This is a genomic window from Prochlorococcus marinus str. MIT 9302 (assembly GCF_000759975.1).
Taxonomy (GTDB): Bacteria; Cyanobacteriota; Cyanobacteriia; order PCC-6307; family Cyanobiaceae; genus Prochlorococcus_A; species Prochlorococcus_A marinus_M.
This window is the reverse complement of the sequence record NZ_JNAM01000006.1, coordinates 1-13,060: the sequence shown is the minus strand read 5'-3', so window position 1 is coordinate 13,060 and position 13,060 is coordinate 1. Positions and strand designations below refer to the sequence as shown.

Below are 13,060 nucleotides of genomic sequence, written 5' to 3'. Positions count from 1 at the left end.
AGAAAACAGATTTCAACTTTTTCTAATTTATCAATTCTGACAAAGACCAGAATTAACAAAAAATTATGACTCTAAAAAATCGCTACAAAGAATCAATTAGACCAAAACTTTTAAAGGATCTTGGTCTTAAAAATATTCATCAAGTACCTAAAGTTGTCAAAGTCAACGTTAATAGAGGCCTTGGTGAAGCAGCTTCTAATTCAAAAGCTCTTGAAGCCTCTTTAAACGAAATGGCAACAATTACAGGACAAAAGGCCTTAGTAACTAGGGCTAAAAAAGCTATCGCGGGTTTTAAAATTCGTGAAGGTATGCCGATTGGTTGTACTGTAACTTTGAGAGGGGATAGGATGTATTCCTTTTTGGAGAGATTTATAAATCTTGCTTTACCAAGAATAAGAGACTTCAGAGGAGTTAATCCAAAAAGTTTTGATGGGAGAGGGAATTACACCGTTGGAGTTAAAGAGCAATTGATTTTTCCTGAAATCTCTTTTGATAAAATAGATTCAATAAGAGGTATGGATATAACTATTGTCACTAGTGCAAGATCAGATCAAGAAGGTAAAGCTCTTTTGAAAGAGTTAGGAATCCCTTTTAGTAAGAATTAAATTAAAACTATGTCAAATCACGATCCTATTTCAGATATGCTTACTCGAATTAGAAATGCGAGTCAGAAAAAGCATACAACTACATCAATCCCAGGTTCAAAAATGTCCTTAAGTATTGCTAAAGTGCTTCAAAAAGAGGGTTTCATTTCTGATATTAATGAGGAAGGTGAAGGTTATAAATCACAAATAATACTCGGTCTCAAATATAGTGGTAAAAATAAATTCCCTACTATTCGATCTATGCAAAGAGTTAGTAAACCTGGTTTGAGAATTTATAAAAATACTAGAGGCTTACCAAAAGTTCTTGGAGGTCTTGGAGTCGCCATCATCTCAACTTCTAAAGGAGTCATGAGTGATCGCGATGCTAGGAAGCAAGGTATTGGCGGCGAAGTCCTTTGCTATGTTTATTAAGGAGAATTAATTATGTCAAGAATCGGAAAAACACCAGTACTTATTCCAGAAAAAGTTACAGTTGATTTTGATGGATTAACAGTGATAGTTAAAGGCCCTAAGGGTGAGTTAAAACGTCTGATGCCTGAGGGAGTTAGTTTTGATAAAAAAGATAATACTGTGGTGGTAACCCCTACTACAACCAAAATACATTCTAGGCAAAGACATGGTTTATGTAGAGCCTTGATTGCAAATATGGTTGAAGGAGTTAGTCAAGGTTTTTCAAAGAAACTTGAAATTGTTGGCGTTGGATCCAGGGCACAAGTTAAAGGTAAAAATCTAATTGTAAGTGCAGGATATAGTCACCCTGTAGAAATGATCCCCCCTGATGGTATAACATACAAAGTTGAGAGTAATACAAACGTTACCGTATCTGGAATTGATAAGGAAATTGTTGGTAATGAAGCAGCAAAAATCAGATCAATTAGACCTCCAGAGCCATATAAAGGGAAAGGAATTAAATACCATGATGAGACAATTCTCAGAAAAGCTGGTAAATCTGGCAAAAAATAATTCAACTTAAAAAAATGACCAAACTTTCCAGGAAATTACAAACCCAAAAAAGACATAGAAGATTAAGAAGATTCTTGATTGGAGATGCAACGCGTCCAAGATTGTCTGTTTTTCGCTCTAATAACCATATTTATGCACAGGTTATAGATGATAATGCTCAAAAAACTATTTGTTCAGCTTCAACTGTTGATAAAGAACTTAGAGAAAAATCAGAGAAATTACCATCTGATTGTAATTCTTCTTCTATTGTTGGAAAATTATTAGCAAATAGAGCGATAAAAAAAGGTATTAAGCAAGTAATTTTTGACCGTGGAGGTAATTTATATCACGGGAGAGTTAAGGCACTTGCGGACGCTGCTCGTGAAGCTGGCCTAGAATTCTAACTTTTAATTTTTACTATGACTGACACTCCAACAAAACAAGAAATTCAATCCAAAAATGGTGACGTTCCTGGAGCTATGCCTGGCGAACAAAAAAAGAATAATCGTAATAACGATCGAAAAAGAAATAGAAGAGGTGATTCGAAAAATCTAGAAAGAGATTCTGATTGGCAAGAAAGAGTTGTTCAAATAAGACGAGTATCTAAAACTGTTAAAGGTGGAAAAAAAATGAGTTTTAGAGCAATCGTTGTTGTCGGTAATGAGAAAGGTCAAGTTGGCGTTGGAGTTGGAAAAGCTGGAGATGTTATTGGTGCGGTTCGAAAGGGAGTTTCAGATGGGAAAAAGAATCTTGTTAGGGTTCCTTTAACTCCAAATAATTCAATACCAACTTTATCTAAAGGTAGAGACGGTGCTGCTAATGTACTTATTAGGCCAGCCGCTCCAGGTACAGGTGTAATTGCTGGTGGTTCAATTAGAACAGTTTTAGAATTAGCGGGTATAAAAAATGTCTTAGCAAAAAGATTGGGTAGTAAAACACCTTTGAATAATGCAAGAGCTGCTATGGTAGCCCTTTCTCAATTAAGAACACACAAATCTGCTTCAAGGGAGAGAGGGATCTCACTTGAACAGCTCTATTCCTGAAAATTATGACTTCAACATTAAATACACTTAAATCAAACTCTGGCTCTAGAAAGAAAAAATTAAGAAAGGGTAGGGGTATTGCTGCCGGTCAGGGTGCTTCATGCGGTTTTGGAATGAGAGGGCAAAAGTCACGTTCTGGAAGACCCACACGTCCAGGTTTTGAAGGTGGCCAAATGCCTTTATATAGAAGAGTTCCAAAATTAAAGCACTTTGAAATAATTAATCAAAAAAACTTTTCTATAATAAATTTAGATAAATTAAATGATTTTAAAGATAATGAAACTGTTAATTTAGACTCACTAGTTAAGAAAGGATTGATTTTTAAGCCAAAATTTCCTTTAAAGATTCTTGGTAACGGAAAAGTTAATGTAAAGTTAAAAGTTCAAGCTCATGCATTCACAAAAGTTGCAAAACAAAAAATTGAGGATGCAGGTGGATCTTGCGAGCTTATAAATAATAAATAAATTTACTAAAAAATTTAGGTAAGCTTCAAAATGTTTGTCAACAAAAGTAGAAATCCTAGCGCTTCTGAAATACTCTCCCAATTATTTTTAAATAAAGAGCTAAGGAGTAGAGTTTTAACAACTTTAGGTCTTCTTCTTTTAGTAAGACTTGGTATATATATCCCCATGCCTGGTATTGATAGGGTTGCTTTTAAAAGTTTTATAGATCAAGGAGGCCAATTAATAGGTTTCTTAGATATATTCACTGGCGGAGGAATTTCTACCCTAGGAATTTTCGCATTAGGCATACTTCCATTTATTAACGCATCAATTATTATTCAGCTTCTCACAGCTTCATTACCTGTTCTTGAAGATTTACAAAAAAATGAAGGAGAAGCGGGTAGAAGAAAAATTGCTCAAATAACGAGATATGTTTCTTTAGGTTGGGGTTTTTTGCAGAGTATTATTTTTTCTTTAATTCTTAGACAATATGCAATTCCGGGGATAAGTGAAACTACATTTGTCTTGCAAACCTCCATAGCATTAGTTACAGGCTCAATGTTAGTGATGTGGTTCAGTGAAATTATTACAGAGAAAGGAATAGGACAAGGCGCTTCATTGGTAATTTTTCTGAATATTGTTTCGACTTTGCCAAAGGCTCTAAGCTCAACTATTGAAAAAGCTCAAACTGGAGACAGAGGAGATGTTCTAGGCATAGCAGTGTTACTTGGAGTCTTTTTGCTGACAATTGTTGGGATAATTTTTGTACAGGAGGGAGCGAGACGTATCCCTATTGTTAGTGCAAAAAGACAAATAGGCAATGGAACATTACTTCCTACAAGGCAAAGTTATTTACCTCTCAAATTAAATGCAGGAGGAGTCATGCCTATTATCTTTGCATCTGCTTTAATTTTTTTACCAATAACTATTGCAAATGTAACTGGTAATCCAGTCTTAATAAAATTAGCTAGTAGTTTAAATCCTGGATCTTCAAATCCATGGCCATATGCTCTTACATTCTTCGCCTTGATTTTGGGATTCTCCTTTTTTTATGCATCCCTTACGATTAATCCAGTGGATGTGGCATCAAATCTTAAGAAAGGAGGAGTAGCAATACCAGGAGTTAGACCTGGAAGTAATACAGCAAACTACTTATCAGGTATACAAAATAGGTTGACATTATTAGGAGGATTATTTCTGGGATCAGTAGCTATAATCCCAGCCGCAGTAGAAAGGGCAACAAATGTCCAGACTTTTCAAGGTTTAGGAGCAACTTCATTACTGATCCTCGTGGGTGTTGCTATAGATACTGCTAAGCAAATCCAAACTTATGTTATTTCTCAAAGGTATGAGGGACTAATTAACAATTAATGAAAAAACATTTACTATTTTTAGGAGCCCCTGGAGCAGGTAAAGGGACTCAGGCAGAATTATTAAGTAAAAACAATTCTTACTTACACCTTTCCACTGGCGAATTATTAAGAAAAGAAATTGAAATGAATTCTATCCTTGGTAAACAGGTAAGGGATATTATTAACCGGGGAGAACTTGTTAATGACGAACTTGTATTAAAAATAGTAAGGCAAAATTTAGATAAAGATAATAAAGGTTGGATTCTAGATGGCTACCCAAGAAATTTATCGCAAGCAAATTCATTGAATGAGGTCTTAATTGAAATAAATCAACCTTTAGATGTAGTTTTTTACTTAGATATTCCTGAAGAAGTTCTAATTAAGCGTTTGCTTTTAAGAGGAAGAAAAGATGATACTGAAGAGACTATTAGAACAAGAATTGACATTTATAAAAAAACTACAGAACCATTGATTCAATATTTTAAAGATCTTTCATTGCTAGAATATATTGATGCTGATAGAGATTTAAAAACTATTTCCTCTGATATCAAACAAAAAATGGCTTGATGATGATGTAGAATAGAGTATTAACGTTTTATTTGTAAAACCCCTATGAAGGTCAGATCTTCAGTCAAAAAAATTAGTCCTGACGATCAGATCGTGAGGAGAAGAGGTAAAATCTATGTTATTAACAAGAAAAGACCTCGCAATAAACAGCGTCAGGGTTAAATTTCAACCCTTTAATTCAAACTTTTACTTACTTAAAACACGTGGCCAGGATTGCAGGAATTGACATACCTCGCGAAAAGCGAGTTGAAATTGCACTTACATACGTCTATGGAATTGGTTTAACAAGATCAAAGCTAATTCTTGCTAATACTGGTGTAAACCCAGATATTCGTGTCAAAGATCTTTCAGATTCTGATATTCAAAAACTTAGAGGTGCTACAGAGGAATTTACCTTAGAAGGGGATTTGAGAAGAAAAGAGGGAATGGCCTTAAAACGTTTACAAGATATCGGTTGTGTAAGAGGAAGAAGGCATAGAATGAGTCTTCCAGTAAGAGGCCAAAGAACTAGAACTAATGCAAGAACAAGAAGAGGTTCAAGAAAAACAGTTGCTGGAAGAAAAAAATAATTAACTAAATCTATTCACAAATTCCAGTATTAAATTAAAAAATCATGGCAGCTACAGTAAAAAAAACAGGTTCAAAAAAATCCAAACGTAATGTACCTAATGGTGTGGTACATATTCAAAGCACATTTAATAATACTATCGTCTCAATTTCAGATACTTCTGGCCAGGTAATTTCTTGGTCATCTGCTGGAGCCAGTGGATTTAAAGGCGCCAGGAAAGGTACTCCATTTGCTGCTCAAACTGCTGCGGAAGCTGCCGCTAGAAGAGCACTTGATCAAGGCATGAGACAAATAGAAGTATTAGTTAGAGGACCAGGTTCAGGTAGGGAAACGGCCATAAGAGCTTTACAAGTGGCCGGTTTAGAAATAACTCTAATAAGAGATGTAACTCCATTACCTCATAATGGATGTAGAAGACCTAAACGGAGACGCGTTTAGGTCTTAACCATTCTCGAACCCCCCCCTAAAAAAACTTTAACCACATTTTTTTCCGTGTTGCAATACCAGATTGACAGAATCAACCATCAAATAGCAGATGATCGCTCCCAAACAGGAACTTTTTTAATTGGCCCTTTAGAAAGAGGACAAGCTACAACTTTGGGTAATTCGCTTAGAAGAGTCCTGATGGGAGGACTTGAAGGAAGTGCAGTAACTGCAGTCAGAATAGCAGGAATTAACCACGAATATGCAACTATTCCAGGAGTTAGAGAAGACGTTTTAGATATTCTTCTCAATTGTAAACAACTATCAATTAATAGTTCTAATCCAGAACTTGAAATCGGTAGGTTAGTAGTTAGTGGTCCAATGGAAGTCAAGGCGAATGATATTCAATTCTCCTCTCAAGTTGAAATTGTTGATGGTGAAAAACCTATTGCAACTATTCAGGAGGGCCATAACTTAGAGTTGGAAATACATGTAGAAAGGGGGGTGGGATATAGACCCGTTGATCGTAAGAATGAAGAGACAACTGCTATTGATTTACTTCAAATAGATGCTGTATTTATGCCAGTGAAGAGAGTTAATTTTACGATTGATGAAACAGCTGTAGCAGAGGGTGGTACAGGTAGAGAAAGATTAACAATGGAAGTAGTAACAGATGGCTCAACAAGTCCTGATGATGCTATTGCTGAAGCTGCAAACCAATTAATAGAACTTTTTCAAACTCTTGCTACTGTCACAATGGTTGAGGAAATCCCTGAAGAACCAGAACCATCTCCTGAAGCTCAAATTCCTCTGGAGGAACTAAATTTGTCCGTTAGAGCTTATAATTGTTTAAAAAGAGCGCAAGTTAACTCAGTTTCAGATTTAATGGGCTTTAGCTATGAAGATCTTCTTGAAATTAAGAACTTTGGCTCAAAATCTGCAGATGAGGTTATTGAAGCTCTTGAGCGCATAGGGATTTCTATTCCACAAAGCAGAACCTCCGTTTAACAATTTTTAAGATTATGAGACACCAACTTAGAATTCCATTATTGAGTAAACCTGCTGACCAGAGGAAAGCACTTTTAAGAGGTTTGACTACACAATTAATTAGGGAAGGTAGAGTTACAACAACAAAAGCTAGAGCAAAAGCTTTAAGAAACGAAGCTGAAAGGATGATTTCTCTTGCTAAAGATGGTAGTTTGGCTTCTAGGAGAAGGGCTATTGGATATATCTATGATAAGAAATTAGTTCATTCGTTATTTGAGAAAGCAAAGGAAAGATATGGAGAAAGAAAAGGTGGTTATACACGAATAGTCAGAACCGTCTCTAGAAAGGGTGATAACGCTCAGATGGCTATTATCGAACTTGTTTAAGTTTGCCAATAAATAGTCTTTTAATAGAAAACAAAACTTTTGAAAAGGGTAGCTTTACTAATTCAATATGATGGATCTAATTATTCAGGCTGGCAAAGACAAAAAAATGCAAATACAGTTCAGGAAATTCTAGAGAGAGCACTTTTTAAAATTACACATCATGTAGTAAAGACTTTTGCTGCCGGAAGAACAGACGCAGGGGTTCATGCATCGGGCCAAGTAGTTCACTTTGATGTTGATTGTGTTATTCCTGGCAATAGTTATTCAGATGTATTAAATAGTCTTTTACCCTTAACAATTAGAATCTTGGAATCGGTTGAGGTTAAATGTAGTTGGCATGCATGCTACTCAACAATGTATAGACATTATCGATATGTCATTAATAATAGTAAGTTTCCTAACTTGTTTATTAATAATTGGACATGGCATAGGTACCAAAAAGTGCTAGATGAAGTTTCAATGTCAAATGCATCAAAGGAAATGGAAGGAGAGCATGATTTTTTTGCTTTTCAGAAAAGTGGAAGCAATAGGTCAACTTCTATTACAAAAATAAAAAATATATCTATTCAAAGAGTAGAGGATTTGATTTTAGTTGATATTAAAGCTACTGGTTTTCTCTATGGAATGGTTCGTTTGATTGTTGGTCAACTAGTGTTAGTTGGAGAGAAAAAAATATCGCCAGAAATTTTTACGGATAGATGGGTAAATAAAAAGAAAAATGAGGTTAAAGAATCTGCTCCAGCTAAGGGGTTATGTTTGGTGAATGCTGTTTATGAAGAAAATGTTTTTAAAAAAATCAATAAAAAAGATTTTTTCCCAGTATTTTTAATTAAAGGTTTTTCTTAAGTATATTTGTTTAAAGGAAGTTATTTGTGTAAATAATCCAAAATAATTGTTTAATACTCCTCCAATAAGGTAGAATTTAGAACTAAATTTAAATTTATTTGCATAAATTTGGTAAATGAATAAAACGATTACTCCGTCATTAGAAACTATTGAAAGAACTTGGTTTTTAGTTGACGCAAAAGATAAGACACTTGGTAGACTTGCTACAGAAATTGCAACTGTTTTAAGAGGAAAAAATAAACCAACATTTACTCCTCATTTAGACACAGGTGATTTTGTCATTGTTGTAAATGCCGAAAAAGTTGAGGTAACTGGTAAAAAAGCATCACAAAAGTTATATAGAAGACATTCTGGCAGACCAGGAGGAATGAAAATTGAAAAATTTGAGTCTCTTCAAGAAAGAATTCCTGAAAGAATCATCGAGCAAGCTGTTAAGGGTATGCTGCCCCATAACTCTTTGGGAAGACAGCAATTTAAAAAATTAAAAGTTTATAAAGGTGCTGATCATCCTCATGCTGCACAGAATCCTGTATTATTGAATAATTAAGTTATAAAAATGAATAGTCAAATAAAAAACAAAGCTGTTTATTGGGGAACTGGAAGAAGAAAAACTTCAGTTGCTAGAGTTCGTTTGATTCCTGGAAATGGACAAATTAAAATTAATGGCCGTTCAGGAGATGATTACTTAAACTTTAATCCACTGCATTTAAATTCGGTAAAAGCTCCCTTGCAAACATTAGGCCTAGAAAACTCTTATGATATTTTGGTAAATGTTTTTGGTGGTGGATTGACAGGTCAGGCAGATGCTATTAAGCAAGGTGCAGCAAGAGCTCTTTGCGAATTATCTCCTGACAACAGGAAACCACTAAAAACTGAAGGCCATCTCAGCAGAGATCCTAGAGCAAAGGAAAGAAGAAAATATGGTCTTAAAAAAGCAAGAAAAGCACCACAATTCTCCAAACGTTAAAGGAATTTAATTATGCCAAAATCAGAAATCCACCCAAAATGGTATCCAGATGCAAAAGTTATTTGTAATGGAGAAGTTGTAATGACCACTGGCTCAACTCAGCCTGAACTACATGTAGATGTATGGAGTGGTAATCATCCCTTCTTTACAGGAACTCAAAAAATTCTTGATACAGAAGGAAGAGTTGATAGGTTTATGAAAAAATATGGAATGGGTTCAGCTAATTCAGCGACATCAAAAAAGCAAAAAGAAGAAAAAGATTCTAAGAAATAGAATTTTCATAATTTTTAAGCATAATTTCAATTGGAATACTCAACATTAATTGCAAGGTTGAAAACTGCTTCAGAAAGTTTTGAAAATTTAGAAGTGCAGCTCGCAGATCCTGACATAGCAAATGATCCTAAAAAATTGGAATCAATAGCAAGAGAAAGGTCAAAATTGGAACCTTTAGTAATTGATTTTAAAAAGTTACTTGAGACTGATAGGGAAATTGAAGATTCAAAAAATCTACTTAAAGAGAATAGAAATGACAAAGAGATGGAGACTTTAATTACTGAAGAGATAACTAATCTAGAGGAATTTAAGGATAAACTTATTCAAAAAACTACAATCGCCTTGTTACCGAAAGATCCAAGAGATGAAAGAAGTGTAATGTTAGAAATCAGAGCAGGTGCTGGAGGCAATGAGGCTTGTATATGGGCGGGTGATTTGGCAAGAATGTATGAAAGATATGGGCAAAAAATTGGATGGTCTGTAAAACCTGTTACTGCCTCTGAGTCGGATATGGGAGGATTCAAAGAGTTGGTTATCTCTGTTAAGGGAGATTCTGTATATAGTCAACTTAAATTTGAGGCTGGTGTTCATAGAGTTCAAAGAGTTCCAGCTACTGAATCTCAAGGTAGAGTTCACACTTCTACAGCTACAGTTGCCGTTATGCCTGAGGCTGATCCTGTTGAGGTGAAGATTGATCCAACCGATTTAGAGGTTGGCACAGCAAGATCAGGGGGTGCAGGGGGACAAAATGTTAACAAGGTAGAGACTGCTATTGATCTTCTCCATAAGCCCACAGGGATAAGAGTTTTTTGTACTCAAGAAAGATCACAGTTGCAAAATCGTGAACGGGCAATGGAAATTTTAAGAGCTAAATTATATGAAATTCAATTAAAAGAAGCTAATGCCAAAGAGAGATCACAAAGGCTTTCGCAGGTTGGAACAGGCGATAGGAGTGAAAAAATTAGAACTTATAATTTTAAAGATAATAGGACAACTGACCATAGATTAGGCTCTAATTTCTCACTAGAACCAATTCTCGCGGGTCAATTGGATGAAGTCATTGATGCATGCATTGCGCAAGAACAGAAGAGAATGATGGAAGATTTTAATAACGAAGTAAATTAAGTTTTTATATTTATTAGATTGCTAACCCTATTACATATTTACCCCATTCTTTATGCCTGCCAGAGTCGATTTGTCTTGTAGCCTCAAAATTGAGATTACTTAGTGGACGGTAGGGCTTCCGTTTTAAAGGCATGTTTGCCTCTTCTGGGGTACGGTTACCTTTTTGTACATTACATGTAAGACATGCTGTAGTAACGTTCTCCCAATTATCAGTTCCTCCCCTGCTTCTCGGTAAAACATGATCTATTGATAAATCACCACCCCTATAATTACAGTATTGACAAGCATTATTATCTCTTAGAAGAATATTTTTTCTTGTCAACGAAACCTCCCTAAAGGGTACCTTAACGTAGTAACGAAGTCTTATAACTGTAGGTAATTTTCTGCCTAAATGTATTGAATAAGATTTATCTTCCTCCAAGCTTTCTGCCTTACCTTTTATCATCAAAATAACGGCTCTTCGCCAAGAAGTGATGTTTAAAGGTTCATAAGATGCATTTAAAACTAGAGTCTGGCCCATGCCAAAATACAATTTACATGTCATGCTAACTGTATATTTCAATATACGCATATAATTGCGCAAAATTAATGCAAATTCCTCAAACAAATAAGGTATTTAATTTTGACAAATATCCAACTTTAGAAAAAGATATAGATCCAAAACAAAGAGCATGGATTGAAGTTAGAGGTAAAGAATTAGAAACAAATGTAAGGCATTTAAAATCAAAATTAAGTAAAAATTGTCAATTTATGGCAGTTGTTAAAGCTGATGGATATGGACATGATGCAAAAGTAGTATCTGAATATGCTATCAAAGGTGGAGCTTCACAATTAGGCGTTGCCACATTAAAAGAGGGGATTAAGCTTCGTTCTTCTGGAGTTAAAAAACCAATTCTTATCCTCGGAAATCTTTATACAAGAAGGGATTTAATAATATCTTTTAAAAATGATCTTATGCCAACTATTAGTAGTATCAGAGAATGTTTAATTTGCAATAATATTGGTAAGCACTTTGGATTGAAATTTTCTTTACATCTTAAAGTTGATACTGGAATGTCAAGATTAGGATTTGAATGTAATAAATTTTTGCATCAATTTGAAAAAATCAAATCTTTTGAAAATATTTCTATAGAAGGAATATACAGTCATTTAGCATCTGCAGATGAATTCAATTCGTTAGATCCTAAAAGCACTACACAATTACAGAGGCAAAAGTTTCAGGAATTATTAGAACAAATTAAGGTTAATAGAAATCAAAATATTAAGATTCATTTAGCTAATTCTGCAGGCATGCTTCTCAATCAAAATTTCCATTTTCATATGGTACGTGTTGGGCTATCAATGTATGGATATAGTCCTCTAGCAAAAATAGATAAAAATTTGTCGCTTAAACCAGCTTTATTTTTGAAGGCCAAAGTAGCTTTTATAAGAATTATCGATCAAGGTGTGAGTGTAAGTTATGGAGGAAAATTTTTAAGTAGTAGAAAAACTAAGTTAGCTGTATTAAGCATTGGTTATGCAGATGGCGTCCCAAGAAATCTTTCAGGCAAGATAAATGTTATTCATAATAATAAATTTTATCCCCAAGTTGGATCTATAACTATGGACCAAATGATGGTGGACATAACAGATTCAAATGAAATTCAGATTGGTAGTACGATGATATTACTTGGATCTGATGGAGATAAAACAATTTCTCCTCTTGATTGGGCAAGAGAATCTAATACTATTCCTTGGGAAATTCTTTGTTCTTTTAAAAATAGATTACCGAGAGTTCAAGTTGATTAGACATTTCGATTAAATAAAAAATTTTGAATGTTTGCAAAAAAATTGATAATGTATAAGAACTGGAGAGGTGGCTGAGTGGTTGAAAGCGGCTCCCTGCTAAGGAGTTACAGGAGGTAACTTTTGTCGAGGGTTCGAATCCCTCCCTCTCCGTATTTTATTATTGTCAGATAACGTCAGAAAGGGTCAAAATAATTGCAGTTAAAAGAATTAGAGAAACTTATGAGTTATTTGTTATGGTTAGATTTTTAATCCAAACCCAAATTTTTTTGTCGGAAATGTTGTAGGAAAAAAATTTGCACAAAAAACCCTACTATAGAAGCAGTAGTAGGGTGTCCAGATTTAATTAAGAAAGTTTGATATGTAAATTTCCAAAAAAGATCTCACACAGTTGAAGTGCAAATTGCTATGCGTTATAAAAGAATTGAGAACTTAAGTGATCATCTACAAATCAATTTTCACAAATAAGAATGTCATTGTTAAATCAATTCTCGATTAAAGATATCATACTCTCAAGCAAAGAGGCATATCAAAAGGAACTCAATAACAAAGGTGTGGGTTCACAAATAGGAAAGTCGTTATTTAATAAATTCTCGATTAATGATTTCATACTCTCAAGCAAAGAGGCATATCAAAAGGAACTCAATAACAAAGGTGTGGGTTCACAAATAGGAAAGTCGTTATTTAATAAATTCTCGATTAATGATTTCATACTCTCAAGCAAAGAGGCATATCAAAAGGAACTCAA

Annotated in this window: 21 protein-coding genes and 1 tRNA gene; 21 read left to right on the top strand and 1 reads right to left on the bottom strand. The window is 34.5% G+C overall.

Going from position 1 to position 13,060, the window contains the following annotated elements; all coding sequences use genetic code 11:
- Nucleotides 1-65: 65 nt before the first annotated feature.
- From rplE to prfA, 18 genes are all read left to right on the top strand, one after another.
- Nucleotides 66-605, top strand: coding sequence for a 50S ribosomal protein L5 (rplE, locus tag EU96_RS09945; RefSeq protein WP_032526266.1), 540 nt, complete (start codon nt 66-68; stop codon nt 603-605).
- 9 nt (nt 606-614) lie between these two features.
- The gene (gene rpsH / locus EU96_RS09940) at nt 615-1,016 is read left to right on the top strand and encodes a 30S ribosomal protein S8 (RefSeq protein WP_032526265.1); all 402 of its coding nucleotides are present in this window, start codon (nt 615-617) and stop codon (nt 1,014-1,016) included.
- 12 nt (nt 1,017-1,028) lie between these two features.
- Nucleotides 1,029-1,568: a 50S ribosomal protein L6 gene (gene rplF, locus EU96_RS06220; protein ID WP_032526264.1), complete on the top strand. Its 540-nt coding sequence runs from the start codon at nt 1,029-1,031 to the stop codon at nt 1,566-1,568.
- A gap of 14 nt (nt 1,569-1,582) precedes the next feature.
- The gene (rplR, locus tag EU96_RS06225) at nt 1,583-1,951 is read left to right on the top strand and encodes a 50S ribosomal protein L18 (protein ID WP_032526263.1); all 369 of its coding nucleotides are present in this window, start codon (nt 1,583-1,585) and stop codon (nt 1,949-1,951) included.
- A 15-nt stretch (nt 1,952-1,966) separates the two neighbouring features.
- On the top strand, nt 1,967-2,590 hold the full coding sequence (gene rpsE / locus EU96_RS06230; protein WP_032526262.1) for a 30S ribosomal protein S5: 624 nt from the start codon (nt 1,967-1,969) through the stop codon (nt 2,588-2,590).
- Nucleotides 2,591-2,595: 5 nt separating this feature from the next.
- Nucleotides 2,596-3,054 carry a 50S ribosomal protein L15 gene (gene rplO, locus EU96_RS06235; RefSeq protein ID WP_032526260.1) on the top strand — a complete coding sequence of 153 codons (459 nt, stop codon included), beginning with the start codon at nt 2,596-2,598 and terminating at the stop codon, nt 3,052-3,054.
- Nucleotides 3,055-3,084: 30 nt separating this feature from the next.
- Nucleotides 3,085-4,404 carry a preprotein translocase subunit SecY gene (gene secY, locus EU96_RS06240; protein WP_032526259.1) on the top strand — a complete coding sequence of 440 codons (1,320 nt, stop codon included), beginning with the start codon at nt 3,085-3,087 and terminating at the stop codon, nt 4,402-4,404.
- Nucleotides 4,404-4,952: an adenylate kinase gene (locus EU96_RS06245; RefSeq protein WP_032526258.1), complete on the top strand. Its 549-nt coding sequence runs from the start codon at nt 4,404-4,406 to the stop codon at nt 4,950-4,952. The genes secY and EU96_RS06245 overlap by 1 nt, the downstream gene beginning before the upstream one ends.
- A gap of 45 nt (nt 4,953-4,997) precedes the next feature.
- Nucleotides 4,998-5,114, top strand: a complete 117-nt coding sequence (gene rpmJ, locus EU96_RS09755) for a 50S ribosomal protein L36 (RefSeq protein WP_011377173.1) — start codon at nt 4,998-5,000, stop codon at nt 5,112-5,114.
- Between the two features lie 41 nt (nt 5,115-5,155).
- Entirely contained in the window at nt 5,156-5,521 is a 366-nt protein-coding gene (rpsM, locus tag EU96_RS06250) for a 30S ribosomal protein S13 (RefSeq protein ID WP_032526257.1), read from the top strand.
- A 44-nt stretch (nt 5,522-5,565) separates the two neighbouring features.
- Nucleotides 5,566-5,958 carry a 30S ribosomal protein S11 gene (gene rpsK, locus EU96_RS06255; RefSeq protein WP_032526256.1) on the top strand — a complete coding sequence of 131 codons (393 nt, stop codon included), beginning with the start codon at nt 5,566-5,568 and terminating at the stop codon, nt 5,956-5,958.
- A gap of 54 nt (nt 5,959-6,012) precedes the next feature.
- Entirely contained in the window at nt 6,013-6,951 is a 939-nt protein-coding gene (locus EU96_RS06260; protein ID WP_032526254.1) for a DNA-directed RNA polymerase subunit alpha, read from the top strand.
- 14 nt (nt 6,952-6,965) lie between these two features.
- The gene (rplQ, locus tag EU96_RS06265) at nt 6,966-7,316 is read left to right on the top strand and encodes a 50S ribosomal protein L17 (protein WP_032526253.1); all 351 of its coding nucleotides are present in this window, start codon (nt 6,966-6,968) and stop codon (nt 7,314-7,316) included.
- Nucleotides 7,317-7,355: 39 nt separating this feature from the next.
- Complete coding sequence (gene truA / locus EU96_RS06270) at nt 7,356-8,162, top strand: tRNA pseudouridine(38-40) synthase TruA (RefSeq protein ID WP_032526252.1); 807 nt, start codon at nt 7,356-7,358, stop codon at nt 8,160-8,162.
- 115 nt (nt 8,163-8,277) lie between these two features.
- Nucleotides 8,278-8,709, top strand: a complete 432-nt coding sequence (gene rplM / locus EU96_RS09935) for a 50S ribosomal protein L13 (protein WP_032526250.1) — start codon at nt 8,278-8,280, stop codon at nt 8,707-8,709.
- A gap of 9 nt (nt 8,710-8,718) precedes the next feature.
- Nucleotides 8,719-9,129 carry a 30S ribosomal protein S9 gene (gene rpsI / locus EU96_RS09930; RefSeq protein WP_032526249.1) on the top strand — a complete coding sequence of 137 codons (411 nt, stop codon included), beginning with the start codon at nt 8,719-8,721 and terminating at the stop codon, nt 9,127-9,129.
- Nucleotides 9,130-9,141: 12 nt separating this feature from the next.
- Nucleotides 9,142-9,402, top strand: a complete 261-nt coding sequence (rpmE, locus tag EU96_RS06285; RefSeq protein ID WP_032526247.1) for a 50S ribosomal protein L31 — start codon at nt 9,142-9,144, stop codon at nt 9,400-9,402.
- Between the two features lie 30 nt (nt 9,403-9,432).
- Complete coding sequence (gene prfA, locus EU96_RS06290; protein ID WP_032526246.1) at nt 9,433-10,527, top strand: peptide chain release factor 1; 1,095 nt, start codon at nt 9,433-9,435, stop codon at nt 10,525-10,527.
- Nucleotides 10,528-10,540: 13 nt separating this feature from the next.
- On the opposite strand, the gene EU96_RS06295 is transcribed toward prfA, so the two are convergent.
- Complete coding sequence (locus EU96_RS06295) at nt 10,541-11,098, bottom strand: HNH endonuclease (protein ID WP_032526461.1); 558 nt, start codon at nt 11,096-11,098, stop codon at nt 10,541-10,543.
- 17 nt (nt 11,099-11,115) lie between these two features.
- Here EU96_RS06295 and alr point away from each other — a divergent pair, with 17 nt between their 5' ends.
- The 3 genes from alr to EU96_RS0109050 all read left to right on the top strand — a co-directional run.
- Nucleotides 11,116-12,315: an alanine racemase gene (alr, locus tag EU96_RS06300; protein ID WP_032526245.1), complete on the top strand. Its 1,200-nt coding sequence runs from the start codon at nt 11,116-11,118 to the stop codon at nt 12,313-12,315.
- Nucleotides 12,316-12,376: 61 nt separating this feature from the next.
- Nucleotides 12,377-12,465 (top strand) — tRNA-Ser (locus tag EU96_RS06305).
- A gap of 317 nt (nt 12,466-12,782) precedes the next feature.
- On the top strand, nt 12,783-13,060 hold a 278-nt coding region (locus EU96_RS0109050; protein WP_032526243.1), incomplete at its 3' end, for a hypothetical protein.